Annotated in this window: 23 protein-coding genes; 12 read left to right on the top strand and 11 right to left on the bottom strand. The window is 61.7% G+C overall.

Annotation, left to right across the window (positions count from 1 at the left end):
* Nucleotides 1-388 precede the first annotated feature (388 nt).
* Nucleotides 389-1,597 carry a 4-hydroxytetrahydrobiopterin dehydratase gene (locus tag VM99_00100; protein AKJ96533.1) on the top strand — a complete coding sequence of 403 codons (1,209 nt, stop codon included), beginning with the start codon at nt 389-391 and terminating at the stop codon, nt 1,595-1,597.
* The gene (locus VM99_00105) at nt 1,597-2,244 is read left to right on the top strand and encodes a hypothetical protein (protein ID AKJ96534.1); all 648 of its coding nucleotides are present in this window, start codon (nt 1,597-1,599) and stop codon (nt 2,242-2,244) included. The genes VM99_00100 and VM99_00105 overlap by 1 nt, the downstream gene beginning before the upstream one ends.
* Here the strand turns inward: VM99_00105 and VM99_00110 are convergent.
* Nucleotides 2,241-2,594, bottom strand: coding sequence for an NADH:ubiquinone oxidoreductase (locus VM99_00110; protein ID AKJ96535.1), 354 nt, complete (start codon nt 2,592-2,594; stop codon nt 2,241-2,243). The two genes, VM99_00105 and VM99_00110, sit on opposite strands and share 4 nt — an antisense overlap.
* 27 nt (nt 2,595-2,621) lie before the next feature.
* Between VM99_00110 and VM99_00115 the strand changes: the two genes are divergently transcribed.
* On the top strand, nt 2,622-3,587 hold the full coding sequence (locus VM99_00115) for a cobalamin biosynthesis protein CobW (protein ID AKJ96536.1): 966 nt from the start codon (nt 2,622-2,624) through the stop codon (nt 3,585-3,587).
* A gap of 12 nt (nt 3,588-3,599) precedes the next feature.
* On the opposite strand, the gene VM99_00120 is transcribed toward VM99_00115, so the two are convergent.
* Nucleotides 3,600-4,022, bottom strand: coding sequence for a hypothetical protein (locus VM99_00120; protein AKJ96537.1), 423 nt, complete (start codon nt 4,020-4,022; stop codon nt 3,600-3,602).
* Nucleotides 4,023-4,141: 119 nt separating this feature from the next.
* On the opposite strand from VM99_00120, the gene VM99_00125 reads away from it, so the two are divergent.
* On the top strand, nt 4,142-5,014 hold the full coding sequence (locus tag VM99_00125; GenBank protein ID AKJ96538.1) for a pyridoxamine kinase: 873 nt from the start codon (nt 4,142-4,144) through the stop codon (nt 5,012-5,014).
* Between the two features lie 68 nt (nt 5,015-5,082).
* Here the strand turns inward: VM99_00125 and VM99_00130 are convergent, their stop codons facing one another.
* The gene (locus VM99_00130) at nt 5,083-5,568 is read right to left on the bottom strand and encodes a VdlD (protein AKJ96539.1); all 486 of its coding nucleotides are present in this window, start codon (nt 5,566-5,568) and stop codon (nt 5,083-5,085) included.
* Between the two features lie 274 nt (nt 5,569-5,842).
* Here VM99_00130 and VM99_00135 point away from each other — a divergent pair, with 274 nt between their 5' ends.
* Nucleotides 5,843-7,606, top strand: a complete 1,764-nt coding sequence (locus VM99_00135; GenBank protein ID AKJ96540.1) for a potassium transporter — start codon at nt 5,843-5,845, stop codon at nt 7,604-7,606.
* A gap of 20 nt (nt 7,607-7,626) precedes the next feature.
* On the opposite strand, the gene VM99_00140 is transcribed toward VM99_00135, so the two are convergent.
* The 3 genes from VM99_00140 to uvrD form a co-directional block, all read right to left on the bottom strand.
* Complete coding sequence (locus VM99_00140; GenBank protein AKJ96541.1) at nt 7,627-8,034, bottom strand: cell wall assembly protein; 408 nt, start codon at nt 8,032-8,034, stop codon at nt 7,627-7,629.
* A 140-nt stretch (nt 8,035-8,174) separates the two neighbouring features.
* Nucleotides 8,175-9,047, bottom strand: a complete 873-nt coding sequence (locus VM99_00145) for a membrane protein (protein AKJ96542.1) — start codon at nt 9,045-9,047, stop codon at nt 8,175-8,177.
* A gap of 244 nt (nt 9,048-9,291) precedes the next feature.
* Nucleotides 9,292-11,472 carry a DNA-dependent helicase II gene (uvrD, locus tag VM99_00150; GenBank protein ID AKJ96543.1) on the bottom strand — a complete coding sequence of 727 codons (2,181 nt, stop codon included), beginning with the start codon at nt 11,470-11,472 and terminating at the stop codon, nt 9,292-9,294.
* Between the two features lie 261 nt (nt 11,473-11,733).
* Between uvrD and VM99_00155 the strand changes: the two genes are divergently transcribed.
* On the top strand, nt 11,734-14,598 hold the full coding sequence (locus tag VM99_00155) for a diguanylate cyclase (GenBank protein AKJ96544.1): 2,865 nt from the start codon (nt 11,734-11,736) through the stop codon (nt 14,596-14,598).
* A 63-nt stretch (nt 14,599-14,661) separates the two neighbouring features.
* Here VM99_00155 and VM99_00160 read toward each other — a convergent pair whose 3' ends face one another.
* The gene (locus VM99_00160) at nt 14,662-14,976 is read right to left on the bottom strand and encodes a hypothetical protein (protein AKJ96545.1); all 315 of its coding nucleotides are present in this window, start codon (nt 14,974-14,976) and stop codon (nt 14,662-14,664) included.
* 391 nt (nt 14,977-15,367) lie between these two features.
* On the opposite strand from VM99_00160, the gene VM99_00165 reads away from it, so the two are divergent.
* Both VM99_00165 and VM99_00170 read left to right on the top strand, forming a co-directional pair.
* On the top strand, nt 15,368-16,234 hold the full coding sequence (locus VM99_00165; protein ID AKJ96546.1) for a transcriptional regulator: 867 nt from the start codon (nt 15,368-15,370) through the stop codon (nt 16,232-16,234).
* Nucleotides 16,235-16,388: 154 nt separating this feature from the next.
* Nucleotides 16,389-16,598 (top strand): hypothetical protein, encoded by a 210-nt coding sequence (locus VM99_00170; GenBank protein ID AKJ96547.1) that lies wholly within the window; start codon nt 16,389-16,391, stop codon nt 16,596-16,598.
* On the opposite strand, the gene VM99_00175 is transcribed toward VM99_00170, so the two are convergent.
* The gene (locus tag VM99_00175) at nt 16,540-17,502 is read right to left on the bottom strand and encodes a LysR family transcriptional regulator (GenBank protein ID AKJ96548.1); all 963 of its coding nucleotides are present in this window, start codon (nt 17,500-17,502) and stop codon (nt 16,540-16,542) included. The two genes, VM99_00170 and VM99_00175, sit on opposite strands and share 59 nt — an antisense overlap.
* Before the next feature lie 187 nt (nt 17,503-17,689).
* Here VM99_00175 and VM99_00180 point away from each other — a divergent pair, with 187 nt between their 5' ends.
* The 3 genes from VM99_00180 (at nt 17,690) to VM99_00190 (ending at nt 22,286) form a co-directional block, all read left to right on the top strand.
* The gene (locus tag VM99_00180) at nt 17,690-19,105 is read left to right on the top strand and encodes a pyruvate carboxylase subunit A (GenBank protein AKJ96549.1); all 1,416 of its coding nucleotides are present in this window, start codon (nt 17,690-17,692) and stop codon (nt 19,103-19,105) included.
* A 12-nt stretch (nt 19,106-19,117) separates the two neighbouring features.
* The gene (locus VM99_00185; protein ID AKJ96550.1) at nt 19,118-20,926 is read left to right on the top strand and encodes a pyruvate carboxylase subunit B; all 1,809 of its coding nucleotides are present in this window, start codon (nt 19,118-19,120) and stop codon (nt 20,924-20,926) included.
* Nucleotides 20,927-21,080: 154 nt separating this feature from the next.
* A complete protein-coding gene (locus VM99_00190) occupies nt 21,081-22,286 on the top strand; it encodes a transposase (GenBank protein ID AKJ96551.1) in 1,206 nt (401 codons plus the stop codon).
* A 97-nt stretch (nt 22,287-22,383) separates the two neighbouring features.
* Here the strand turns inward: VM99_00190 and VM99_00195 are convergent, their stop codons facing one another.
* Nucleotides 22,384-22,725 carry a lipoprotein gene (locus VM99_00195; protein AKJ96552.1) on the bottom strand — a complete coding sequence of 114 codons (342 nt, stop codon included), beginning with the start codon at nt 22,723-22,725 and terminating at the stop codon, nt 22,384-22,386.
* 178 nt (nt 22,726-22,903) lie between these two features.
* Between VM99_00195 and VM99_00200 the strand changes: the two genes are divergently transcribed.
* The gene (locus tag VM99_00200) at nt 22,904-23,140 is read left to right on the top strand and encodes a hypothetical protein (protein ID AKJ96553.1); all 237 of its coding nucleotides are present in this window, start codon (nt 22,904-22,906) and stop codon (nt 23,138-23,140) included.
* A 16-nt stretch (nt 23,141-23,156) separates the two neighbouring features.
* On the opposite strand, the gene VM99_00205 is transcribed toward VM99_00200, so the two are convergent.
* On the bottom strand, nt 23,157-24,065 hold the full coding sequence (locus VM99_00205; GenBank protein ID AKJ96554.1) for a hypothetical protein: 909 nt from the start codon (nt 24,063-24,065) through the stop codon (nt 23,157-23,159).
* A 186-nt stretch (nt 24,066-24,251) separates the two neighbouring features.
* A complete protein-coding gene (locus VM99_00210; protein AKJ96555.1) occupies nt 24,252-25,346 on the bottom strand; it encodes a hypothetical protein in 1,095 nt (364 codons plus the stop codon).
* Between the last annotated feature and the right edge of the window lie 17 nt (nt 25,347-25,363).

Consider the following 25,363-nt stretch of genomic DNA (forward strand, 5'->3'; position numbering starts at 1 on the left):
AAGGTGAGCTGACCATACCGATCATTGGTTTGCGCCCAGTAGCGCCGGCTGGCCATTTCAAATCCGCGCAAGTAGACCGTCTTTCCAGCTGTCATGACGCTGTAGGCATTGCCTTGCCCATCTACGCACGCCAGCAAATTTGCGCTGCGTGTACAGGTCGCCAGCAGCGGACTTTGTGCCGAGGCTGCGCCCAGAGTCCATAGCAGCAATGTGCTCGCTACGACGAATCGCAGAAGTTTAACCATGGCGCGTTCTCGGAAGACGGGGGTTGGCAAGAGGTTGTTGTTATACTATAACATAAATATACCTAAGACTCGCCTGGGTCGAGGACGGGCCGTTGCGCGCGTCCGTCGTGACCCAGGTGGGTTGCCCGATGAGGATAGACCCCATGCCCAATCGCCTTCCCGTCACTGTGCTCTCCGGATTTCTCGGCGCCGGAAAAAGTACCTTGCTCAACCATGTCCTGCGCAATCGAGATAATCTGCGAGTCGCTGTGATCGTCAACGATATGAGCGAGATCAACATCGATGGCAGCGAAGTCCAGCGCGATGTGACACTTAACCGCGCTGAGGAAAAACTCGTGGAAATGAGCAATGGCTGCATCTGCTGCACCCTTCGCGAGGATTTGTTGGAGGAGGTTGGCCGCCTCGCCAGGGAAGGGCGTTTCGATTATCTGCTGATCGAATCCACCGGTATCTCCGAACCGTTGCCGGTGGCTGAAACCTTCACCTTCCGTGATGACCAAGGTCGGAGCCTGGCCGATGTTGCCCGGCTCGACACCCTGGTAACGGTGGTGGATGGGGTGAATTTCCTGCTGGATTATCAAGCCGCCGAGAGCCTCGCATCCCGAGGAGAAACATTGGGGGAGGAGGACGAACGCTCCATCACCGACCTGCTGATTGAGCAGGTCGAGTTTGCCGATGTGATTCTGATCAGCAAGATCGACCTGATCAGTCGTGACGAGCGGGAAGAACTGATGGCGATCCTGCAACGCCTCAATGCCCAGGCGCAGGTCATTCCCATGACGATGGGGCAGGTGCCTTTGGGGCGAATCCTCGACACCGGCCTGTTCGACTTTGAGCGCGCCGCCCAGGCCCCCGGCTGGCTCCGCGAAATGCGTGGCGAACATGTGCCGGAAACCGAGGCGTACGGCATTGCCTCGACAGCCTACCGGGCGCGCCGGCCGTTTCATCCCCAGCGCTTTTTCGACTTCATCGACCGGCCATGGACCCAGGGTAAACTCCTGCGTTCGAAGGGCTTCTTCTGGTTGGCCAGCAAACCTGAGGAGGCGGGCAGTTGGTCCCAGGCGGGCGGTTTGATGCGGCATGGCTTTGCCGGACGCTGGTGGCGCTTCGTCCCCAAGGACCAGTGGCCACAGGACCCGGAGAGCACCGCGGCGATCATGAACCATTGGCTCGCCGCCACGGGCGACTGTCGCCAGGAACTGGTCTTCATCGGCCAGGGCCTCGATTTTGCCCGACTCACCGCCGAACTGGACGCCTGTCTGCTGACCGATGCGGAAATGGCCCTCGGTGTCGAGGCGTGGCGTCGGTTGCCGGACCCGTTCGGCACCTGGCATGACGAGGTTGCAGCGTGATGGCGGCGCCACTGCTGCACAGCGTCGTGACGCGCCAGGTGCAGGGTGATACCCCGCAGACACTGGCCCAGGTCTTGGCCGACGACACCAACCTGGCGGTGTGGCAGCGCCAGCTTCCCGCGCACATCAGCGATTTTGCGGCGATGGTGCTGTCGATGGACCAACCTCTCGCCGAATCACGGGTGCTTGAAATACCGGACGACGAGACCGCGCCGAACCTGGCCAACCTGGCCGCAGGCTTCGTGGATCTGCAAGGCCACGATGGGTTCATCGCTGACGTCGCCTGGCTGGTCAGTGCGTTTGCGTGCTTGCTGGGCGCGCGGCGTGTCGGCCTGCGCCTGCGGACATTGGACAAGGCCATGTGCCCGCGCTTTCACGTGGATCACGTGCCGGTGCGATTGTTGACCACGTATGCGGGCGTTGGCAGCCAGTGGCTTGAGGAAGGCGCAATGGATCGGCGACGGCTTGCCGAGCCCGCGGCGGAGCCTGGCGATCCACGCCTCATCCAGCAGTTTCGCAGCGGTGACGTGGGCTTGCTGAAGGGCGAGAAATGGCACGGCAACGAAGGCCGGGGCCTGATTCATCGCTCGCCGGCGCTTGCCCCGGGGCAGCGCCGGCTGATCCTCACGCTGGATTGGCTGGCTTAAGGGGCGAGCCAGGTGCCCTGGTTCTGCCCCTGGCAAAATGGCTTGAGGTACGCGGCATCGGTGGCCACGCCGTAATAGTGAATATCCTGGCGATAAGGCATATTGGCGACTTGGGCGTTGCTGCAAATGCCGAACGCGCCGCCAGGGCATTGATCAACGTACTGCACGTCGACTTTCTGGCCGGCAAGGTTGGGTTGGCAGAAACCGTCGGCGAACAGCTTCGCTGGGATGTTGCGGTTCTGCTGGCAGACTTTCACATCCAGCCGTTCCGCCTGGCTGTGGACCACGCAAGCCTGGGCCAGCACCTGGCTTGACGCCAGCGCCAGCAACAACCCGCCCATCATCCGCATCTTCACCTCCATCGAAAGCCGTCGATTATGTTGCAGCACATTCCCACCCATGTCATCGCCGGCCCCTTGGGCGCCGGCAAGACCAGCCTGATCCAGCACTTGCTGGCCCAGCGTCCGGCCAACGAGCGCTGGGCGGTGCTGATCAACGAGTTCGGCCAGATCGGCCTGGACGCCGCGCTGCTGACCCGAGCTGCCGATGGTATCGCACTGGGCGAGGTGGCCGGGGGTTGCCTGTGTTGCGTCAATGGCGTGCCGTTCCAGATCGGCCTGGGTCGACTGCTGCGCAAGGCGCGGCCCGACCGGCTATTCATCGAGCCCTCGGGCCTGGGCCATCCCATGCAGTTGATGCAGCAATTGAACGAGGCGCCATGGCTCGGCGTGCTGGCGGTGCAACCCTGCGTGCTGGTGCTCGATGCGCGGGCGCTGGCGGACGGCAGGCCAGTGCCCGACGCCCAGCTGGAAACTCTGGCGGATGCGGGATTACTGGTACTGAACAAGTCCGAGACCCTCACACAAGCTGATCGCGAACGTGTGGCCGGGCAATTGCCTGGGCGCGCGCTGCACTGGACCCAACACGCGGCGTTGCCCCTTGATCGATTGCCGGGGCTGGCCGCTCGAGGGCGCGAGGCCGTGGCTCATCTGAAACTGCCCCAGGGCGTGGGCGCGCTGTCGGCAGTCTGGAGCGACCCCTCCCTGCCGATTTGCCTGTTCCAACAGCAAGAGACTGCCTGGAGCATCGGATGGCGCTGGCACCCCAGCCAACGGTTCGATACGGCGGCGGTGATCCAATGGCTGCAAGGCTGCGCCTGGAAGCGGGCGAAGATGGTGATCCACGGCGCCGACGGTTGGTGGTCGGCCAACGCGGTGGAAGGGGCGACACCGGACTGGCACCCCAGCGAATGGCGACAGGATTCACGCGTCGAGCTGATCTTTGACAGGCCGCAAGACGTGGCTATGTTGCAGGCCGGTCTGGCGACATGCCGGTGCCTCTGAACCTGCACTGGTTCAGGGCTTCCACTTGTTGTGTTCCTGTCGCCACTGGCTCAGTTCAATGACTTCGGCCCTGGGCCGGGTCTGGACCGGTTCGATCGGTGCGGGTGGGGTTTCTTCGAATGGCATCGGGTAGGGCGCCAGTTCGATGTGGGCACTGTGGGCGCCGAACTGGGTAATGGTGCCCGAGTGGCGGGTTTCGCCCGTGACAGTGAATTCGAAGTTATAAATACGCGCCAAGCGTCGTCGGCCGTTGGCGTCCTTCACGAACCCGATCTTCTTCAGTGCCACGTTGCCGTCGAGCAATTCGATCTTGAGCTGGGCGCAATGCTGCATGACCCTTGCCAGCGCCCGTTCACGCAAACCATGGTTGTGCCACAGCCAGGCGCCGCCGGTGGCCAGCAGCATCAGCACGAAGATGTTTCCAAGGGTCAGCATGAACGAAGTGCTCCAACAAGTTGCCGTCAGCTTAACTGTGTCGCCGGTCTGTCGTACAGGCTGCGTTTAGTCGCATACTGCGCGGCTTGAATTTCAATCGTTTTACGGAAACCTCCCGCATGAAACGTACACCTCATCTGCTTGCCATCCAGTCTCATGTGGTATTCGGTCATGCCGGCAACAGCGCCGCCGTGTTTCCGATGCAGCGGGTCGGGGTCAATGTCTGGCCGCTCAACACCGTGCAGTTTTCCAATCACACCCAGTACGGCCAATGGGCCGGAGAGGTGCTGGCGCCGCAGCAGATCCCGGCCCTGGTGGAGGGCATCGCGGCCATCGGTGAGTTGGGTCAATGCGACGCGGTGCTGTCTGGCTACCTGGGCAGCGCCGCCCAGGGGCGGGCGATTCTGACCGGTGTCGCGCGGATCAAGGTGGCCAATCCGAAGGCGTTGTACCTGTGCGATCCGGTCATGGGGCATCCTGAAAAGGGCTGCATCGTGGCGCCCGAGGTGAGCACGTTTCTGCTGGAAGAAGCCGCTGCCGTGGCGGACCTCATGTGCCCGAACCAACTGGAGCTGGACAGTTTCTCGGGACGCAAGGCACAGTCATTACTCGATTGTCTGGCCATGGCCCGGGCGTTGCTGATCCGTGGGCCTAAGGCGGTGCTGGTCAAGCACCTGGCCTACCCTGGCAAGCCTGAAGACAGTTTTGAAATGCTGCTGGTGACCGCCGATGGCAGTTGGCACCTGCGCCGGCCGCTACTGGCTTTCCCGCGTCAGCCGGTGGGCGTGGGTGACCTGACGTCGGGGCTGTTCCTGGCGCGAATACTGTTGGGGGACAGCCTGGTGGCGGCCTTCGAATTCACCGCCGCCGCTGTTCATGAGGTGCTGCTGGAAACCCAGGCATGCGCCAGTTACGAGCTGGAGCTGGTTCGCGCCCAGGACCGCATCGCCCATCCGCGTGTGCGCTTCGAGGCGGTGCCGATCAGCCTCTGATCACCCCCCAGGCTGCTGCGTGCTTTGTGGGAGCGGACAAGCCCGCTCCCATCTTCTCTGCGGCGCCGTTACGGCCCGTCGGCCTTGATCTCCTGATAACGTTTTTCCAGTTCCTGGCGGATCTGGCGACGTTGCTTGGCCTGTTCGAAGCGGCGCTTCTCCTCGCTGTTCTGCGGTTGCAGTGGCGGGACGGCAGCGGGTTTGCGCTGATCGTCCACCGCGACCATGGTGAAGAAGCAGCTGTTGGTATGGCGCACCGAGCGTTCACGAATGTTCTCGGTCACGACCTTGATGCCGACTTCCATCGACGTGTTACCGGTGTAGTTCACCGACGCGAGGAAGGTCACCAGCTCGCCGACATGAATCGGCTCACGGAAAATCACCTGGTCAACCGACAACGTCACCACGTAGCGCCCGGCGTAGCGGCTGGCACAGGCGTAGGCGACTTCGTCGAGGTATTTGAGCAGGGTACCGCCATGGACATTGCCAGAGAAGTTGGCCATATCGGGGGTCATCAACACCGTCATCGACAGTTGGGCGTTTCCGGGTTCCATAACGTACTCACGGTTCAAGGCAGCGATGTAGGAAGGCACCTCTACGGGCGCTCATGGGGAGGCTGCAGGCGACACACTTTGCATACCACCGATATCGGGACGCTGGGCCTGTGTTTGCCGTCACGCGCCGATGGATCTGTTTCCTTATATTGCACCGTCTTTTTGTCGGAAGTCGCGGTGTTACCCTTCAAAAAGCCCATGTGAGGGCATTTCCTACAACTGAAACGGACTTATCCAGCCCTGCGTTGGGTCATCGGGAACAGGGAGCCGCGCCATGCATGCCATCAGTTTTATCCAGGATCTGGCGATCATCATGATGGTAGCGGGGGTGGTGACTGTACTCTTCCACCGTTTCAAGCAACCGGTAGTGCTGGGCTACATCGTCGCCGGTTTCATCATCGGCCCGCACACGCCGCCATTCGGCTTCATCCACGACGAAGACACGATCAAGACCCTGGCCGAGCTGGGGGTGATCTTCCTCATGTTTTGCCTGGGCCTGGAGTTCAGCCTGCGCAAGCTGTTCAAGGTTGGGGCTACCGCGTTCATCGCGGCATTCCTCGAAATTGTACTGATGATCTGGATCGGCTACGAAATAGGGCGCTGGTTTGACTGGAGCACCATGGACTCGCTGTTCCTGGGCGCGATCCTGGCCATTTCCTCGACGACCATCATCGTCAAGGCCCTCAACGACCTGAAGATGAAGAATGAACGTTTCGCCCAGCTGATCTTCGGCGTCCTGATCGTCGAGGACATCCTGGGCATCGGCATCATTGCCTTGCTCTCGAGTATTGCCGTCAGCGGCACGGTGAGCTCTGGCGAGGTGTTTTCCACGGTCGGCAAGTTGTCGTTGTTCATGATTGTCGCGCTGGTGATCGGCATCCTGCTGGTGCCGAGGCTGCTGGCCTATGTGGCAAAGTTCGACAGCAACGAGATGCTGTTGATTACCGTGCTGGGCCTGTGTTTCGGCTTCTGCCTGCTGGTGGTGAAGCTGGAATACAGCATGGTGCTCGGGGCCTTCCTGATTGGCGCGATCATGGCCGAGTCGCGGCAGTTGCTGAAAATCGAGCGGCTGGTAGAGCCGGTGCGCGATCTCTTCAGTGCGATTTTCTTTGTGGCCATTGGCTTGATGCTCGATCCGGCCATATTGCTGCAGTACGCCTGGCCGATTGCCGTGATCACCGCCGCAGTGGTGCTGGGCAAGATGCTGTCCTGCGGGCTCGGCGCCTTTATCGCCGGGAACGACGGGCGTACCTCGTTGCGAGTTGGGATGGGGCTTTCACAGATCGGCGAATTTTCTTTCATCATCGCTTCGTTGGGGATGACCCTGCAGGTCACCAGCGATTTCCTCTATCCGGTCGCGGTCGCCGTTTCGGTCCTGACCACGCTGATGACGCCTTACCTGATCCGAGCCGCCGACCCGCTGTCCGTAAGGTTGGCGACCGTCATGCCGAAACGTCTGACGCGGGTACTGGGGATGTACGGTGAGTGGTTGCGCAGCATCCAGCCCCAAGGCGAGGGGGCGATGGTGGCTTCGATGATCCGACGGATTCTGCTCCAGGTGGGCGTCAATCTGGCGCTGGTGATCGCGATCTTTGTCTCGGGTGGTTATTTTGCCGAAGGCATGTCGGCTTACCTGCAAGCCTGGATCAGTGACCCAAGCTGGCAAAAAGCGTTGATCTGGGGAGGGGCGTTGCTGTTGTCGCTGCCGTTCCTGATTGCCGCGTACCGCAAGCTCAAGGCGCTGTCGATGCTGTTGGCAGAGCTGGGCGTGAAGCCGGAGATGGCCGGCCGTCACACCCAGCGCGTGCGTCGGGTGATCGCCGAAGTGATCCCGATTCTTTCGTTGCTGATGATTTTCCTGCTATTGGCAGCCTTGTCGGCCAGCATTTTGCCGACCAACAAGCTACTGGTTCTGATCGCCGTGGTGGCCATCGCGGTGGCCGCGTTGCTCTGGCGCTGGTTCGTGCGCCTGCACACACGGATGCAGGTGGCCTTGCTCGAAACCCTGGACAATCACAAGGAGTCGTCCGGGCATTGATTGGCCGCGGCGAGCGTCGATCAGCTTTCCAGCCAGACGTCCCGGGCCCAGTGCCAGACCGATTCCCAGGTTTCCTCGGCGATCAGTTCTTCTTCGGCTTGCCACAGCACCACGGTGCCGTCTTCTTCGACGCAGTAGTAATCGTCGCCATCCTGGCAGATCGGAATCAGGCTGCGGTCGACGCCGGCGTCCCAGGCGTTGGCAGCCACTTCCGGCAGGTAGGTGTGTGACTGTGGGTCGGTAACGGTGACCGGCTCCAGGCTGCCGTAGACGACATCGCTGACGGTCAGCAAAAACTCCCTGAAGACGAACGGGATATCGATGAACAGCTGCTCTTCGATCTCTACCAGCAGGTCTTCGTCGGGCAACTCCAGCGGAACCGGCACGGGTTCGTTGGCTTCACGCAATTGTTCGATGATTTCTTCCACGTCCGGGGATCCTCTTTCTCGATGGCGCGGTTTTGTATGGAGCGGTTTATACAGTAGCTCGCTATAGATGCAACCGCGAAATAGAAAACCCCGGCCGGGGCCGGGGTTCTTTTATTTCAACATGCAAAACGCGCCAAGGTTCAACTGTTCTGGCGGATACCGGCTACCAGCCAAGGCTGGTCATCGCCCTGGGCACGTTCCATGTTCCAGCTTTCGCTGAACGCTTCGCCCTGGTCGAAGCGGGAGTTTTTCGACACGCCGCTGAAGGTCAGGGTGGCGATGGTCTTGTCGGCACGATCATCGACGCCGTCCAACTGCACGTGCAGATTGTCGATGTGAGTGGACTGGAAGCCGTCACCCAACTCGGCACGCTCGCGCTTGAGGAACTCCAGCAGCTGTGGGGTCACGAATTCGGCGATCTTGTCCATTTCGTTCGCGTCCCAATGCTCCTGCAGGGCCTGGAAGTGGCTGCGGGCAGCTTCGACGAAACGCTGTTCGTTGAACCAGGCGGGTGCGTTGATGACCGGACGGGCCGCCACGGGCGCTGCCGAACCACCGAAGATCGAACCGCCAGCGGGTTGCTGGTTGAACACTTCACGCTGCATCGGCGCGCCGGCCGGAGCGAACTGCTCCTGCTGCTTGCGACGGCGGGCGGCGATGAAGCGGAACACCAGGAAGGCGATGACCGCCATGATCAGGATGTCGAAGATCTGCATACCCTGGAAGCCGTCGCCCATGAACATGGAGGCGAGCAGGCCACCGGCGGCGATGCCGGCCAATGGGCCGAGCCAGCGCGAAGCGCCGCTGGCCTTGGTGGCAGCGCCAGCGGCACCGGCCGCACCGGCGGTGGCCGCCGTGGAACCGGCTGCCGAAGAAGGCGCCATCTGGCTGGTTTGGTGAGTCGGAGCGGCCCCCGAGCTTTTACCACCGCCAAAGCGCTTGGCGGCGTTGGCATCGATGGCCATCGTCAGGCCAATGCACAGCGCCATGGCGATGCTAAGAAAACGTTTCATATAAAGGCATTCCCATTTGTGAATAGCACACGCGCCATGTTGCACAGGTGAAGTGGTGCTGGCTAGCGGCAGAGTGTTTCGGGCTTTTGCGCGACAGGTGAGGTTCAGCTTCAATCGCGCAAGAGGGCTTGTTCGCTTTTGGCTGTAGGAAAGATGCATAAGTTCTGTCGGAGAACTGAAGGCAACCTTGCTGTAGGAACGAGCCTGCTCGCTCCTACAGGGAAAGACCCGCTTTGTGGCCGGTTCAGATCGCTTCGAGCTTGGCATACCCCAGCATCAGCCATTTGCTGCCTTCGCTGAAGTTCACCTGCACCCGGGCCTGGGCGCCGGCGCCTTCGAAGTTGAGGATCACTCCATCGCCGAACACCGAATGCCGTACGGCCTGGCCGAGGCTGAAGCCGGTTTCCGGGATATCGCTGCCACCGAACAGGCTGCTGGTGCCTTGCGACTGGCCGCCGAACGGCCGGCTGACGCTGTTGGACAGGCGCACTTCCTGGATCAGGCCCTTGGGCACTTCACGTACGAAGCGCGACACCTTGTTGTAGGTCTCGCTGCCATACAAGCGTCGGGTCTCGGCATAGGTCATGACCAAGTTCTGCATGGCCCGGGTGATGCCGACGTAGGCAAGACGCCGTTCCTCTTCCAGGCGTCCGGGTTCTTCCAGGCTCATCTTGTGGGGAAACAAGCCTTCCTCCATGCCCACCAGGAACACGTAGGGGAATTCCAGGCCCTTGGCGCTGTGCAGGGTCATCAACTGGATGCTGTCTTCGTGCTCGTCGGCCTGGGTGTCGCCGGCTTCCAGGGAGGCATGCCCGAGGAACGCCGCCAGGGGTGATAGCTCCGCGTCGTCCTCGGTGTTCTCGAAGTTGCGTGCCGCGCTGACCAGTTCCTCAAGGTTTTCCACCCGAGCCTGGCCTTTCTCGCCTTTTTCCGCTTCGTGGTAGGCGATCAGGCCGGACTGTTCGATGACGGTCTGGGTCATCAGGTGCAGCGGCATCTCCACGCACTTGGCGGCAAGGTCTTCGATCAGGTCCATGAACGCCTTCAGTGCGCCGGCCGCGCGCCCGGTGACGCCCTTGTTGGCCACCAACTGGCGCATGGCCTCCCACATGGACACATGGCTGTGGCGTGCGTGATCGCGAATCGCTTCGACGGTCTTTTCGCCAATGCCTCGCGTCGGCACGTTGATCACCCGCTCCAGGGCCGCGTCGTTGCCGCGGCCTTCGATCAGGCGCAGGTAGGCCATGGCGTTCTTGATTTCGGCGCGTTCGAAGAAGCGCTGGCCGCCATAGATGCGGTACGGGATCCGTTCGCGCAGCAAGGCCTCTTCCAGCACCCGCGACTGGGCGTTGGAGCGGTACAGGATGGCGATGTCGCTGCGCGCCAGCCCGGTTTTCAACGCGCTCTCGATGGTTTCCACCACATAGCGGGCTTCATCGTGTTCGTTGAAGGCGGCATAGAGGTTGATGGCCTCGCCTTCGCCGCCGTCGGTCCACAGTTCCTTGCCCAGGCGCCCGGTGTTATTGGCGATCAGGGCGTTGGCGGCCTTGAGGATACCGGCGGTGGAGCGGTAGTTCTGTTCCAGGCGGATGACTTCGGCGTCCGGGAAGTCCGCCGAGTACTGGTGGATGTTCTCGATCTTGGCACCGCGCCAGCCGTAGATGGACTGGTCGTCGTCGCCCACCACCATCAGGCTGTCTCCACCCTTGGCGAGCAGGCGCAACCACGCGTATTGCACGGCGTTGGTGTCCTGGAACTCGTCCACCAGCACATGGCGGAAACGCTTCTGGTAGTGCTCCAGCAGGCCGGGATGATCACGCCACAGGTCCAGCGCCCGCAGCAGCAGCTCGGAGAAGTCGATGACCCCGGCGCGCTGGCAGGCCGCCTCGTAGGCTTCGTAGATGCTGCGCATGGTCGCCAGGAACAGGTCGCCGCTGGCCTGGATGTGTTGCGGGCGCAGGCCTTCGTCCTTCTGGCCGTTGATGAACCACTGGGCCTGGCGGGCCGGCCAGCGCTGCTCGTCCAGGCCCAGTTCGCGGATCACGCGTTTGACCAGGCGTTGCTGGTCGTCACTGTCCAGGATCTGGAAGGTCTGGCTCAGGCCGGCTTCCTGCCAATGGGCCCGCAGCAAGCGGTGCGCCAGGCCGTGGAAGGTACCGACCCACATGCCGGCGGGGTTGATGCCCATCAACTGCTCGATGCGATGCCGCATCTCGGCCGCGGCCTTGTTGGTAAAGGTCACCGACAGGATCGAATGAGGCGAGGCGTTCTCGACCTGGATCAACCAGGCGATACGGTGCACCAGCACTCGGGTTTTACCGGAGCCAGCACCGGCCAGGACCAACTGACGACCCACGGAGGCGGCTACGGCCTGGCGTTGGGCATCGTTGAGGGAATTCAGCAGAAGGGAGAGATCATCGCGCATCGGGGCATTCTAGGGTGCGGCGCCACCCCGGGCAAACTCCGCTTCGCCTGAGCCGATGAAAGATCGTTTGAGGATGACCGGTTGGTCATGGGCTGCAGCCGTTGTCAGTGCTCGCTTGCAGAGGCCGCGGGGTGAGGAACAGGCGAGTATTTTCCGTATTTTTATGAGCTGGAGCAGTGTGGGATGGCCTCGGGCTTGTGTATGCTCGGTGCTCGTTTTCGGGTTCTCCGTGCCCTCTGAATAAGAACAAGAACAGTGCCTATGACCCTTAATTCCGATCTGGCGGGCCCTTGTGTGGAGCCGCGGGTCATTCGCAAGCAGTACGCCACGGAGATGGCGGTAGAGCGTACACGGTTGCTGTACCAGGGCTCGCTGCTGCCTACGCTGTTCATGTTGATCAATGGCCTGGTCTGCGCCGCGCTGCTGTGGGAGCCCCGGCGCTATTTCCTGGTCAGCGTCTGGCTGGTCTGGTTGCTGTCGCTGGTCGCGTTGCGGGTGATCCAGGTCGCCGCGTTCGACTCGGCGATACCCAGCCGCCAGGCACACCCGATCTGGTTGCGCATGTTCCTGCTGGGCTCGGCGATGACCGGCCTGACCCTGGCCGGTGCTGGCATCGCGTTGGTGCCGGCCGACAGCTTCCAGCAGCAGGCCTGGGTATTCGGCCTGATCGGCGCCGCCACGCTCTCGGCCAGTGTCGCCTATGCCGTGAGCCTTCCAGCCTTCCTGTCATTTACCCTGCCGTGCCTGTTGCCGGCCATCGGCTATCTCTTCTGGGGCGGTGATGAGCAGCAGCACGGCTGGGGTTGGCTTGGACTGGTGGTGCTGGTTTCGCTGAGTGTCGTGGCCTGGCAGGTCAATCGGCTGATCCAGAACGGCCTGCTGCGGCGGTTCCAGAACCAGGCGCTGATCGAACACTTGCAACAGGCGCAAGCCCGCGGCGGGCAGCTCAACGAGGCACTGGCCCGCGAGGTCGAGCAACGTCGCACGGCGGAAGACAAATTGCGGGCCGCCCAGGTTGGCCTGGAGGCACGGGTCGCGCAACGCAGCCACGAGCTGGAGCTGGCCAGCCAGGCCCTGAGCAAGAGCGAGGCGCGCCTGGCCCTCGCGCTCAAGGCCAGTGAGCTGGGGTTGTGGGACTGGAATCTGCAAACCGACGAAGTCCACCACACCCAGCTCAAGGAATTGTTCGGCCTGGAGCCCGAGTACGTCACGGCAATGCTCAGCCATCTCACCCCGCGCTTGCATCCCCAGGACCTGCCGGCCCTCAAGCGGGCCCTCGTCGAGCACCTCAAGGGCCGCAGCGAGGATTACCAGATCGAGTACCGCGTGCGTCACGGCGACGGTCACTGGGTCTGGATCGAAGACCGTGGCCGGGCCGTGGAGCGCAGCGCTGGCGGTCGGGTGTTGCGCATGGTCGGCACGCGGCGAAACATCAGCGCTACCAAGGAGCAGGAGCAACAGCGGCAACTGGCGGCCACGGTGTTCGAGGCCGCCAGCGAAGGCATCGTGATTTTCGATCCGGGCTTCGTGCTGCTGGCCGCGAACCAGGCCTTCACCCGGGTGACCGGCTTCAGCATCGACGACATACTCGGCCGCAATGTGGTGGATCTGCCATGCAGTCGCGACGCACGCCGGCACTACCCGGTCATCCGCCAGTCGCTCAAGCAACATGGCACCTGGCAGGGCGAACTGGTGGAAGCGCGGGCCAACGGCGAGCTGTATCCGCAGTGGCTGCACCTGAACGTGGTGCGTGATGCCCGGGGCAATGTCAGCCATATCGTCGGCTTCTTTGCCGATCTTTCAGCGCGGCGCGAATCCGAAGAGCGGATGCGCTACCTGACTCACTACGACGAATTGACCGGGCTGGCGAACCGTTCACTGTTTCGCGAACGCTTGCAGGAAGCGCATCAGCGGGTACGCCAGGGTGGACGGCGCAGCCTGGCGCTGCTGCACATCGATCTGGACCGCTTCAAATTGCTCAACGACAGCCTGGGTCACGACATCGCCGACCAGTTGCTGCAGAAAATGGCCCGTCGCCTGATCAATGCGCTGCCCGAGGCCGACACCATTGCCCGCTTGTCCGGCGATGAGTTCGGCGTACTGTTCGATGCCTATGGCAATCTCTCCAGCCTGGCGCGGGTCGCCACGCGGCTGTCGGCCAAGTTGCGCTTGCCGCTGACCATCGAAGGCCATGAGCTGGTGGTCAGCGCGTCCATTGGCATCAGCCTGCTGCCCGACAATGCGCGGGAAGTCTCCGCACTGGTCAGCCAGGCGAACATGGCCATGCAACATGCCAAGCACTTGGGCGGCAACAACTTCCAGTTCTACACCGACAGCCTCCAGGCCAGCACCCTGGAGCGCCTGCAGTTGGAGAACCAGCTGCGCAAGGCCCTTGAAGAGCAGCAACTGAAGGTCTTCTATCAACCCAAATTGTGCCTGGCCACCGGCCGCCTGAATGCCGCGGAGGCGTTGGTGCGCTGGGACCATCCAGCCATGGGGCGGGTCCCGCCGGGCGACTTCATCGGGCTGGCCGAGGAAACCGGGCTGATCGGGCCGATTGGCGAGTTCGTGTTGCGCCAGGCGTGCTGGCAGGCGTGTGAATGGCAGCGCCAGGGGCTCGCGCCGATCAGGGTATCGGTCAACCTGTCGGTGCATCAGTTGCGCCAGGGCAAGTTGGTCAGCCTGGTACGGCAGGTGCTGGAGGAAACCGGGCTGGAGCCTCGGTATCTGGAGCTGGAACTGACCGAGAGCCAATTGCTCGACAGCGTCGAACATATCATCGCTACGTTCCAGCAACTGCGCGACCTGGGCGTGACGCTGGCGATCGACGACTTTGGCACGGGCTATTCGTCCTTAAGCTATCTCAAGCGGATTCCCGTGGACTACGTGAAGATCGATCAGGCCTTCATTCGCGGGTTGGGGGAGGGCAGTGAGGATGCGGCGATCACCCGGGCAATCATCGCCATGGCACATGGCTTGTCGTTGAAGGTAGTGGCCGAAGGCGTGGAGCGGGAAGATCAGTTGGCGTTTCTCAGGAACGAGCAGTGCGATGAGGTGCAGGGCTACCTGATCAGCCAGCCGATCGAGGCGCAAGGGCTTGGGGACTTGTTGAGGGCTCAGCACTGATTGTACGGGAAACTTCCCACCAACCCTTTATTAAGTTGGTGGGAAGTCAGGAAGCGCTTTTTTTTAATCGGTAATCAGAACGTTATCGATATGGTGCAATAATTCGCCTTCGTAGAAAATACTGACGCCGGTTACATTGGAATTGCCACTGACTTTATATTCGACAGGTTTGTCGGTAATGACTTGCAAATGCATGCCGTCAGAAGTTTCAAGTTTCAACTCCAGGCGCAGGTCGAAGGATTTGTCTTGTACCTGGCTGCGCTCCAGCTTCGGTGTAACGCCGGCGTGGGGCACGGTAACGGTGCCGTTGGTACGGAAGAAAGCGTCGCCGGGCGTGCGGTTGATGTGTGCGGTCCAGTCTTTGGTTTTAATGTTCATGGTGTCACTCCTTTGAGAATGTATTGGCTTCCTGCGGACTCAATATAACCATCCGACCAAGAATGAGAAATCACCCAGGCTGTTTCATTTGTAAGTTGATTTATTCGGGCTTTAATCGACGCAGTAAACTTCCAGGCCAATACAGTAACTTGCAACTAGACAGTTGACCGTTAACCGCGTGAGCGACGGTCGGCAGCGCAGGGACGGGCGGAACCGCCGCCAGGCGATCGCGCGGCGCCACGCGCAGGTGGCTACATCAGGGATCTTCGGCTAAAACAAAGGCGCAGCGCGGTGATTCAGTTACGTTTAGGGCAGGCAAAAAGCCAATTCTTGTAGTATAACTACAAGCTTGCTACATCCCGGCACCTGCCAATAACAAGAGTCCAGCCCTTTGAACCTGTTGCAACACATCGCCCAGTCACGCCACCTGCTGCGCAAATCGGAGCTGAAGGTCGCCGATCACGTGCTGCTCGACCCTGCGGCCGTCATGCACAGCTCCATGGCAGACCTTGCCCACAGCGTAGGCATCAGCGAACCGACCATCGTGCGCTTCTGCCGGGCCATCGGCTGCTCGGGGTTCCAGGACCTGAAACTGAAGCTGGCGCAAAGCCTCGCGGCCGGTGCCAGCTTCGGCCAGTTTGCGATCCACGAAGACGATTCGGTCGCCGACTACAGCCTGAAAATCTTCGACACCACCCTCCACACCTTGATGGAGGTGCGCGAGAAGCTCGACCCTGTGGCCTTGCAGAAAGCCGTCACGGCGATGTCCCAGGCCCAGCGCGTGGAGTTTTATGGCTTCGGCGCGTCAGGCGCGGTGGCCGCCGATGCCCAGCACAAGTTTTTCCGGCTGCTGCTGACGGCGGCGGCCTATTCCGATCCGCACATGCAGGCGATGTCGGCCGTGACCTTGAAACCCACCGACGTTGCTATCTGCATCTCGCAGTCGGGACGCTCCAAGGACTTGCTGATCACCGCCAACCTGGTGCGCGAGAGCGGCGCTTCGCTGATCACCTTGTGCCCGAGCCAGACGCCCCTGGCGGAACTCTCCACGGTGAACCTGGCAATCGACGTGCACGAAGACACCGAAATCTACACCCCGTTGACCTCGCGCATCGCCCACCTGGTGGTGATCGACGTGTTGGCGATGGGCGTTGCCATGGCCCGCGGGCCGAGCCTGGTCAACCATCTCAAGAGCGTGAAGCGCAGTTTGCGCAGCCTGCGTTTGTCGCCCAAGTCGGTGAAGGCGCTGGATGACTGAGTTCTGAGGGCCGAAGCTTCTGTGGCCAGGCGCAGGCGTGCTCACCACAGGGCGGTGGTCGCTCCGAATTCATTGTTCTGTCATCCACGCGCCGCCAAACGGTCATCCCGTGCCTGCATCGTAAAGCTCCCGTATACGTCTTGGGAGTCTCGATATGACCCAGTCCTACGAAGAACGCAGCGCCGTCAAAACCCGTCGTCAGCAAGAAGACCAGCGCCGCATGGCGTTTCGTCGTGCGATCGAAGACCGCTACGAACAGCGCCAGCTCCTGGCTGAAATCAGCGAATTCCCTGACGCCGCAGAATTCAATTACTGGCAGGCAACGCCGGCGGCTTCCCGTCGAAACGCTCAACCAGGGCGCTGATCTGAGCGCGTTCGCCGCGCACGAACGCCAGGAAGGCGTGCGCCACGGGTGACAGGCGTTTAGCCCGGGCCTGCACCAGGCACCAGCTGCGGTACAGCGGCAGTTCCTCCACCGGCAGCTCGACGAGTGCGCCGGACGACAGTTCCCGGCTCACGGCGTGGCGCGTCAACAGCGCCACGCCCAGCCCGGCCACCACGCATTCGCGCTGAGCCTCGGCCGAAGCGACCTCCAGCGTCTGGGTGAAATGCACCCGCTTTTCCTTGAAGTATTCCTCGCAAGCCAGCCGCGTGCCTGAGCCCGGCTCGCGCAGCAGCAGCGTATAGGGCTCCAGGTCCTGCAGGCGCAGGGGGCCCATGTGGCACAGCGGATGGTCCGGGGGCGCGACGGCGACAATCGGGTTGTTGAGGAACGGCAGGAACTCCAGGCCCATGTCCTGGGGCACCATGGACATGATCACCACGTCGTCGCGGTTGTCCGAAAGCCGTCGGATGACCTGGCCGCGATTGACCACCGTGAGGCTCAGGTTGACCTCCGGGTGCTGGCGCTTGAACGCGGCGAACAGGTGCGGGACGAAGTATTTGGCGCTGGACTCCACCGCCAGCTTCAACTGGCCTTGCAGCGACCCCTGCATGTCCGACAGCTGCATGTCGAGGTTTTCCAGGCGCCCGAAGATGTCCCGGCTGGCGCGTTGCAAGGCTTCGGCGGCTTCGGTCATGTAGAGTTTTTTGCCGACGTACTCGAACAACGGCTGGCCGATCAGCTCTTCCAGGGATCGAATCTGTAGGCTAACGGCCGGTTGTGTGAGAGACATTTCGTCGGCAGCCCGGCTGTAGGACCTCAGGTCGCACACCTCATTGAAAATCTGCAACTGACGCAATGTCATACGCATCAATGACTTACGCATTTTCTAAATACTCGGGGGCAAGGCGGATAGTGCAACTATAAGTCTTTACTTATGCGTGACCCAATAAATATTCATTTTTGTTAATCAACGCCCGGGACTAGTGTGGAGCTGCGACCAATTGTTACATCTGGTCACGCGTCGGCCTGGGACCCAGGCCGTGGTATCACCGGCTCAAGGGAACCTCCAATTGATAACAAAGATCCTGATCGCCAACCGTGGTGAGATTGCCGTCCGAATCGTGCGCGCTTGCGCCGAGATGGGCATTCGCTCGGTCGCGGTCTACTCCGACGCAGACCGCCATGCGTTGCACGTCAAGCGTGCGGACGAGGCCCACAGCATCGGCGCCGATCCGCTGGCCGGTTACCTCAACCCGCGCAAGTTGGTGAACCTGGCGGTGGAAACCGGCTGCGATGCGCTGCACCCCGGCTACGGTTTTCTCTCGGAAAACGCCGAACTGGCAGACATCTGCGCCGAACGCGGAATCAAATTCATCGGCCCGGCGGCGGAAGTCATTCGCCGCATGGGCGACAAGACCGAAGCGCGCCGCAGCATGATCAAGGCCGGTGTGCCGGTCACGCCAGGCACCGAAGGCAACGTGTCGGGCATCGAGGAAGCGCTCAGCGAAGGAGACCGCATCGGTTACCCGGTGATGCTCAAGGCCACGTCCGGTGGCGGCGGGCGCGGTATCCGTCGTTGCAACAGCCGCGAAGAACTCGAACAGGCGTTCCCGCGGGTGATCTCCGAAGCCACCAAGGCGTTCGGATCGGCGGAAGTGTTCCTGGAAAAGTGCATCGTCAACCCCAAGCACATCGAGGCGCAGATCCTCGGTGACAGCTTCGGCAACGTGGTGCACCTGTTCGAGCGTGACTGCTCGATCCAGCGCCGCAACCAGAAGCTGATCGAAATCGCCCCGAGCCCGCAACTGACCCCCGAGCAGCGCGCCTACATCGGCGACCTGTCGGTACGCGCCGCCAAGGCCGTAGGCTACGAGAATGCCGGCACCGTGGAGTTCCTGCTCGCCGAGGGCGAGGTGTACTTCATGGAGATGAACACCCGGGTGCAGGTCGAACACACCATCACCGAAGAGATCACCGGCATCGACATCGTGCGCGAGCAGATCCGCATCGCGTCCGGGTTGCCGCTGTCGGTCAAGCAGGAAGACATCCAGCACCGCGGCTTTGCGTTGCAGTTTCGCATCAATGCCGAGGACCCGAAGAACAACTTCCTGCCCAGCTTCGGCAAGATCACTCGTTACTACGCCCCCGGCGGCCCCGGCGTGCGCACCGACACGGCGATCTACACCGGCTACACCATTCCGCCGTTCTACGATTCGATGTGCCTGAAACTGGTGGTCTGGGCATTGACCTGGGAAGAAGCGATGGACCGAGGCCTGCGGGCCCTGGATGACATGCGTCTGCAGGGGGTCAAGACCACCGCGGCGTACTACCAGGAGATCCTGCGCAATCCGGAATTCCGCAGCGGCCAGTTCAATACCAGCTTCGTCGAAAGCCATCCTGAACTGACCAACTACTCGATCAAGCGCAAACCCGAAGAGCTGGCCCTGGCCATCGCCGCCGCCATTGCCGCCCACGCAGGCCTGTAAGGAATCATGACAATGTCCAAGAAGATCCACGTTACCGACACAATCCTGCGCGACGCTCACCAATCGCTGCTTGCCACCCGCATGCGCACCGAAGACATGCTGCCGATCTGCGACAAGCTCGACAAAGTCGGCTATTGGTCGCTGGAAGTCTGGGGCGGTGCCACCTTCGACGCCTGCGTACGCTTCCTCAAGGAAGACCCGTGGGAGCGCCTGCGCCAATTGCGCGCGGCCTTGCCCAACACCCGCCTGCAAATGCTGCTGCGCGGCCAGAACCTGCTGGGTTACCGCCATTACAGCGATGACGTGGTCAAGGCGTTCGTTGCCAAGGCCGCCGTCAACGGCATCGATGTGTTCCGCATTTTCGACGCGATGAACGACGTGCGTAACCTGCGGGTGGCCATCGAGGCGGTGAAAGCCGCTGGCAAGCACGCCCAGGGCACCATCGCCTACACCACCAGCCCGGTGCACACCATCGAGGCCTTCGTAGCCCAGGCCAAGCAAATGGAAGCCATGGGTTGCGACTCGGTGGCGATCAAGGACATGGCCGGTCTGCTGACCCCGTTCGCCACCGGCGAGCTGGTCAAGGCGCTCAAGAGCGAGCAGTCGCTGCCGGTGTTCATCCACTCCCACGACACCGCCGGCCTGGCCGCGATGTGCCAGCTCAAGGCGGTGGAAAACGGCGCCGACCATATCGACACCGCGATCTCCAGCTTCGCCTGGGGCACCAGCCATCCGGGCACCGAATCGATGGTCGCGGCCCTTAAGGGCAGCGAATTCGACACCGGCCTGGACCTGGAGCTGTTGCAGGAGATCGGTCTGTACTTCTACGCCGTGCGCAAGAAGTACCACCAGTTCGAAAGCGAGTTCACCGCCGTGGACACTCGCGTGCAGGTCAACCAGGTGCCGGGCGGGATGATTTCCAACCTGGCCAACCAGTTGAAAGAGCAAGGCGCGCTGAACCGTATGAACGAAGTGCTGGCAGAGATCCCGCGGGTGCGTGAAGACCTTGGCTTCCCGCCGCTGGTGACCCCGACCTCGCAGATCGTCGGTACCCAGGCGTTCTTCAACGTGTTGGCCGGTGAGCGCTACAAGACCATCACCAACGAAGTGAAGCTGTACCTGCAGGGCGGCTACGGCAAGGCACCGGGGGCGGTGAACGAGAAGTTGCGCCGCCAGGCCATCGGCAGCGAAGACGTGATCGATGTGCGCCCGGCCGACCTGCTCAAGCCGGAAATGACCAAGCTGCGGGGCGAGATCGGCGCGCTGGCCAAGTCCGAAGAAGACGTGCTGACCTACGCCATGTTCCCGGACATCGGCCGCAAGTTCCTCGAAGAGCGCGAAGCCGGCAGCCTGACGCCCGAGGTCCTGCTGCCCATTCCTGAAGCGGGCAGCGTGGGCTCGGTCGGCGGCGAAGGCGTACCGACCGAGTTCGTCATCGACGTCCACGGCGAAACCTACCGTGTGGACATCACCGGTGTCGGCGTGAAGGCCGAAGGCAAGCGCCACTTCTACCTGTCCATCGACGGCATGCCGGAAGAAGTGGTGTTCGAACCGCTCAACGAGTTTGTCGGCGGTGGCGGCAGCAAGCGCAATCAAGCCACCGCGCCAGGCCACGTCAGCACCACCATGCCGGGCAACATCGTCGATGTGCTGGTCAAGGAAGGTGATGTGGTCAAGGCCGGTCAAGCCGTACTGATCACCGAAGCCATGAAAATGGAAACCGAAGTGCAGGCGGCCATCGCCGGCAAGGTCACCGCCATTCATGTGGCCAAGGGCGACCGGGTCAATCCGGGCGAGATCCTGATCGAGATCGAAGGCTGAGTTAACAGCCTCGATCCAGCGTTTTAACCTCGGGGGGGCATGGGCTCCCCTTTTTTTTGGTTCTTCACGGAATCCCGGGAAACACAGAAACAAGAACGCCGATTTGATTGATGATGTTCGTGCGAGCAAACACATCTAACAAACCGGCGTTCTTATGCGCGATATTAATACTTTCCTTCCTTTTTGGGAGGGCTTTTCTGTCGTCACGATCAAGCCTGATGGCGACGATCTACAAATCGATCTGATTCCCCATCCCACCCGATTCCCATCCTGCGGCGGGTGCCAGAAACCCTGTTCAACCACTCATGAGTATTGCGAGCGTACCGTTCGTGACCTGCCGATTCTCGGTCGTGCGGTACGCCTGAGCGTGTTGCTCAGGCGGGTGGGCTGTCGTGACTGCGGTAAACGCATGGAGGCCGTCAGTTGGCTGGACCGCTATGCCCGCATGACGCGCCGTTTGGCCGAGGCGGTCATTCAGGCCTGCGAACGCCTCCCCACACTGCACGTGGCTCAACTGTTCGGGCTGCATTGGGACACCGTTCGGTTGCTGGAGCGTCGAGCCTTGCAAGCGGCGTTGAGCGTTTTGCCAAAGGCGCAACCGCGACGCCTGGTGATGGACGAGTTCGCCCTGTTCAAAGGTCATCGTTACGCCAGCGTGGTCCTGGATGCGGACACACGACGCGTGCTGTGGATCGGTGAAGGCCGCAGCCGAGCGGCGGTCAGGCCTTTCTTCGAAGAACTGGGACCCGAGGGTTGTGCTCGCATCGAAGCGGTGGCGATGGACATGAACACCGCTTTTGACCTGGAGGTTCGCCAGCACTGTCCCAACGCGCGAGTGGTCTACGACCTTTTCCATGTGGTGGCCAAATATGGCCGAGAGGTGATTGATCGGGTCCGCGTCGACGAGGCTAACCGGTTGCGTCACGACAAGCCTGCCCGCAAGGTCATCAAGCAGGCGCGATGGCTGTTGCTGCGCAATCCGCAGAACTTGAAAACACCGGAGCAACAGGTCCGCCTGGAGGATCTGCTGGCGGCCAACCAAGCGTTGATGACGGTCTATTTGATGAAGGCTGAACTCAAAACACTCTGGACGCCGAGTACTGCCTGGGGTTGGCGAGCGGCCTGGAAGCAATGGCTGCGTCATGCGCATGAAAGCGAAATACCGGCTCTGATCCAGTTCGCCAAACGGCTAAAGGGTTACTGGCGGGGCATCGTGAGCCGGGTTCGCTGGCCGATGCACACCGGTCAGTTGGAAGGAATAAACAATCGAATAAAGGTCATCAAGCGGATGGCGTACGGTTACCGGGATAGCGAATTCTTTTTCATGAAGATCAAGAGCGTCTTTCCCGGCAATCCGTGATGAACCAAAAAAAAGCCCCGCAGCCCAATAGGGTGCGGGGCAAGGGAATTGGTTGGTTGCGGCCAACCAAAGGAGCACGGTGGAGCGATTCTGTGACTCAGATGCAATCCTGCGCGGCGCGTTCAAAACTCGACGGCAGCAGGTTCGAGGCCAACAAGTGGCGCTCGTAGATGAACACCTTGCCGCCGTTTCCAGCCTTGTAGGCTTCAAGCACGTTGTCGGCCGACACTTTGCTCGGCACCACGATCCGGTAGCTGCGCTGGGTCTGCGACACCAGTGGATTCAACGCGCTGTCCTGCAATTTGGGCACGACGCATTCGGCGTATTGGGCTGGCGTCTTGCTGGTTTGCAGGGTCAGGGTCGGGTCATTCGGGACGGAGGCGCACCCGGCGAGCAACGACGCGGCGAACGCCATGGACAGTAAAAATAAACGGCGCATCGGTGTAATCCTGAAAATAAAAGTGGACGGCGTGTTCGATGGCGCTGATTTTCCAATGATTGCCGTCAAAGCAGAACTTGCGTTTGATGATGGTCACTATTACTTCTAACAATAGTTGCGCAACGCACTGTGCCCTGCGCACCGAATAACACTGAAAAAAAACCGATGAGGGCCGTCCATGAGAACGTTTGACCTGATCCGCGATGCTGTACTGCCGGATTTCCGTGACCGGGTGAGCGACTACCTGGTCCAGTACGAAACGATCCTGCTGGACAAAGAGCCGGCCGACCCGGAGCTGGTGCGCGCCACCGCCCATCAGTTGCGCGGTTATCTGCGCGGCTTGAACACCACGCGGGTATTGGGCATGGCCGATTGGGAGGAGCTGGATCGGCGGGTGGTGAACACGTGGTTATAGCGCCCGCCGCCGGTGTTCAGGTTTCGCCAGGAACCGAAGACGGCGTCGCGGCAACACTGTCCTGCGCTTTCTTCACCAGACGCTGCACCCACCCGGCCTCCTCGGCATCGACCACGCCGTAGCGGTTCGGCGGGAAAAAAAGCCAATGATGGGCGGCGTCAGCCAGGCGCTTGAGCTCATCGGCAGACAGCCAATACGCCGTGTCCAGCAACGGCAGTGGCGCGCCACTGAATCGTCGCCCCAGGCACAGCTGGGTGCCGGGCGCAAAAGCGATCGCTACTTGCTGGCAAGGGTGCATCTGCCGGTCAGGCGCCGGTTTTGTGCCGACCCTTGCATAGCTGAAGTTGCCCGGGTACTGCTCCTTGAGAACCAGCCAGTGACCGGCCTCGGTCCGGGCCACGACCCATTGCACGACGCCGCTGTCGTGCACGCATTCGAGCTTGCCGTGGGTCCATTGCATCAGCGTGTTGCAGTCGGGATCATAGTCGTTGGACCACAGGCTGATGCCAGAAACCAGCGTGTGGTGCTCAAGCTCGACCACGCCTCGATCCGGCATGGTCTGCCAGTAGCGCCGCGTGGGATCGCGGCTGTCGCGCCAAAAGTTGTGCAATACCCAGGCAGCCATGAACAGTCCTGCTGCGAGCGCAAGCCAGCCATGCCAGTCACCGATGGCCCGGTCGATATCCAGTTCAGGCGCCAGCAGTGACTGATAGAGCCACAGCCCGAGCAACACCCCCAACCCCGCCACAAACGGCCCCAGGCACAACGGCGCCATCAACACCTCGATCCAGCTGAAGCGATGCCCAGAGGCATGCACACGCGACCACGCCTGCTCCTGGGCAAGCATCGGCGCCTGCTCCCGTGGGCCAAGCGCCGGATCGGGGGTCTGGAAGCGTTTGTACAGGGTGTAAGGGTTATCCGCCATGGACCAGCTCGCGCTCCGGGAAATCATTGCCAGCCAACTGACCGGCCGATCCTCATGGCGAAGGCGCTTGCTCTCGCCGGGTGTACAGCCGCGCACCCTATCACGTCGCGGGATCTGGCGGATGGCTTTCAGGGTGGCTTCACAACCCGGCGCGAGCAAGCGCCCTCGCCACGGCGAGACGCAGGATCAACAGTGAGGCGATCCAAGTCGCCGGACACCTGTCTCTCCCGTCACCTCATCCAATGCCTTGTCGACGGCCGCCAGCGCACCCTCCATGTAGCCGCCCTGCTCGCCACCGGCCTCGCTGCCGATCCAGCGCAGAGCCTCGCTCCACGGTGCGTCGGGGGCACATTGCAGCTCGTGTCGACCGTGCCAGCCCGGCGAAACCTGATCGTCCGGCGTGGCGGTGAATGGATCGGCTGCCCAGTCATGGAAGAAGTCCTCGAGCGGGTCGGCCGCCTCTTCGCCAAACAGGCGTACCAGTTGCTCTCGGCATAGCGCTTTCAATGCCGACGCGCCCACACCGTTACGCCGCGCTGCGTCCATGCCCAAAAAACCGAACAGCGCAGCGCCCTGGTCGGTGCCGGCATCGTGGATTTCAGCCAGCGGCCCCACCCCGCTGAATGCATCACCGGACAGCCCTTGCTCCCGCCAAAACGGTTTGGCGTAGCGCGCAACGTACTTGGCGTGGGAAGCCATCCAGGTCGGGACATTGGCCATCTGCTGCATTTCCTGCCCGGACAGGGCGGGCACCATGCGCAGGTTTTTTCCCAGGCGAGGCGGCAGCGCCAGCCAGAGATGGGTGTAATCGGCGGTATGGATACGCTTGTCGGAGAATGACAGGTGCACGCGTTCATCAACCCTTGCTACACCCGTCACCACAGCCGCCAGATGGACGCGTGTCTTGGGCAATGAAGCGGCAAGCGCCTGCACCAGGCGAGCCGTTCCGCCCTGGATGCGCATGGACACGTTGCCTGAGCGGTAGCCTTCGCGGCGGACTCGCTCGGTGGCCCAGCGCTCTATCAATGCATCGCCTTGCTCGTATTGCTGGAACACGGGCAATCCCAGCTCGGCCACCAGGGCGTGCATGCGCGGCTGGCAGTCCGGCCAGAACCAGGTCGGACCGAGGTCGAAGCCGCCAGTGGCGGTCGAGAGAATTCTTCCGCCCAGCCGATCGCGGGCTTCGAACAGCTCGAATTCCAGGCCAAGGCCATGCAGACGGTAGGCGGCGTAGACACCCGCCAGACCGGCGCCAACGATGGCAATCTTTTGTGTCGTCATGGGTGATCCTCGGAATG

It is taken from the genome of Pseudomonas chlororaphis (genome assembly GCA_001023535.1).
GTDB classification, from domain to species: domain Bacteria; phylum Pseudomonadota; class Gammaproteobacteria; order Pseudomonadales; family Pseudomonadaceae; genus Aquipseudomonas; species Aquipseudomonas chlororaphis_E.

Coding starts and splice junctions, on each gene's coding strand:
- VM99_00110 (AKJ96535.1), bottom strand. CDS start 2,594: ATGCGGATGATGGGCGGGTTGTTGCTGGCGCTGGCGTCAAGCCAGGTG.
- VM99_00120 (AKJ96537.1), bottom strand. CDS start 4,022: ATGCTGACCCTTGGAAACATCTTCGTGCTGATGCTGCTGGCCACCGGC.
- VM99_00160 (AKJ96545.1), bottom strand. CDS start 14,976: ATGAACATTAAAACCAAAGACTGGACCGCACACATCAACCGCACGCCC.
- VM99_00190 (AKJ96551.1), top strand. CDS start 21,081: ATGCGCGATATTAATACTTTCCTTCCTTTTTGGGAGGGCTTTTCTGTC.
- VM99_00170 (AKJ96547.1), top strand. CDS start 16,389: ATGACCCAGTCCTACGAAGAACGCAGCGCCGTCAAAACCCGTCGTCAG.
- VM99_00130 (AKJ96539.1), bottom strand. CDS start 5,568: ATGGAACCCGGAAACGCCCAACTGTCGATGACGGTGTTGATGACCCCC.
- VM99_00205 (AKJ96554.1), bottom strand. CDS start 24,065: ATGGCGGATAACCCTTACACCCTGTACAAACGCTTCCAGACCCCCGAT.
- VM99_00155 (AKJ96544.1), top strand. CDS start 11,734: ATGACCCTTAATTCCGATCTGGCGGGCCCTTGTGTGGAGCCGCGGGTC.
- VM99_00105 (AKJ96534.1), top strand. CDS start 1,597: ATGGCGGCGCCACTGCTGCACAGCGTCGTGACGCGCCAGGTGCAGGGT.
- VM99_00195 (AKJ96552.1), bottom strand. CDS start 22,725: ATGCGCCGTTTATTTTTACTGTCCATGGCGTTCGCCGCGTCGTTGCTC.
- VM99_00125 (AKJ96538.1), top strand. CDS start 4,142: ATGAAACGTACACCTCATCTGCTTGCCATCCAGTCTCATGTGGTATTC.
- VM99_00200 (AKJ96553.1), top strand. CDS start 22,904: ATGAGAACGTTTGACCTGATCCGCGATGCTGTACTGCCGGATTTCCGT.
- VM99_00210 (AKJ96555.1), bottom strand. CDS start 25,346: ATGACGACACAAAAGATTGCCATCGTTGGCGCCGGTCTGGCGGGTGTC.
- VM99_00145 (AKJ96542.1), bottom strand. CDS start 9,047: ATGAAACGTTTTCTTAGCATCGCCATGGCGCTGTGCATTGGCCTGACG.
- VM99_00115 (AKJ96536.1), top strand. CDS start 2,622: ATGTTGCAGCACATTCCCACCCATGTCATCGCCGGCCCCTTGGGCGCC.
- VM99_00100 (AKJ96533.1), top strand. CDS start 389: ATGCCCAATCGCCTTCCCGTCACTGTGCTCTCCGGATTTCTCGGCGCC.
- VM99_00185 (AKJ96550.1), top strand. CDS start 19,118: ATGTCCAAGAAGATCCACGTTACCGACACAATCCTGCGCGACGCTCAC.
- VM99_00175 (AKJ96548.1), bottom strand. CDS start 17,502: ATGCGTAAGTCATTGATGCGTATGACATTGCGTCAGTTGCAGATTTTC.
- VM99_00135 (AKJ96540.1), top strand. CDS start 5,843: ATGCATGCCATCAGTTTTATCCAGGATCTGGCGATCATCATGATGGTA.
- uvrD (AKJ96543.1), bottom strand. CDS start 11,472: ATGCGCGATGATCTCTCCCTTCTGCTGAATTCCCTCAACGATGCCCAA.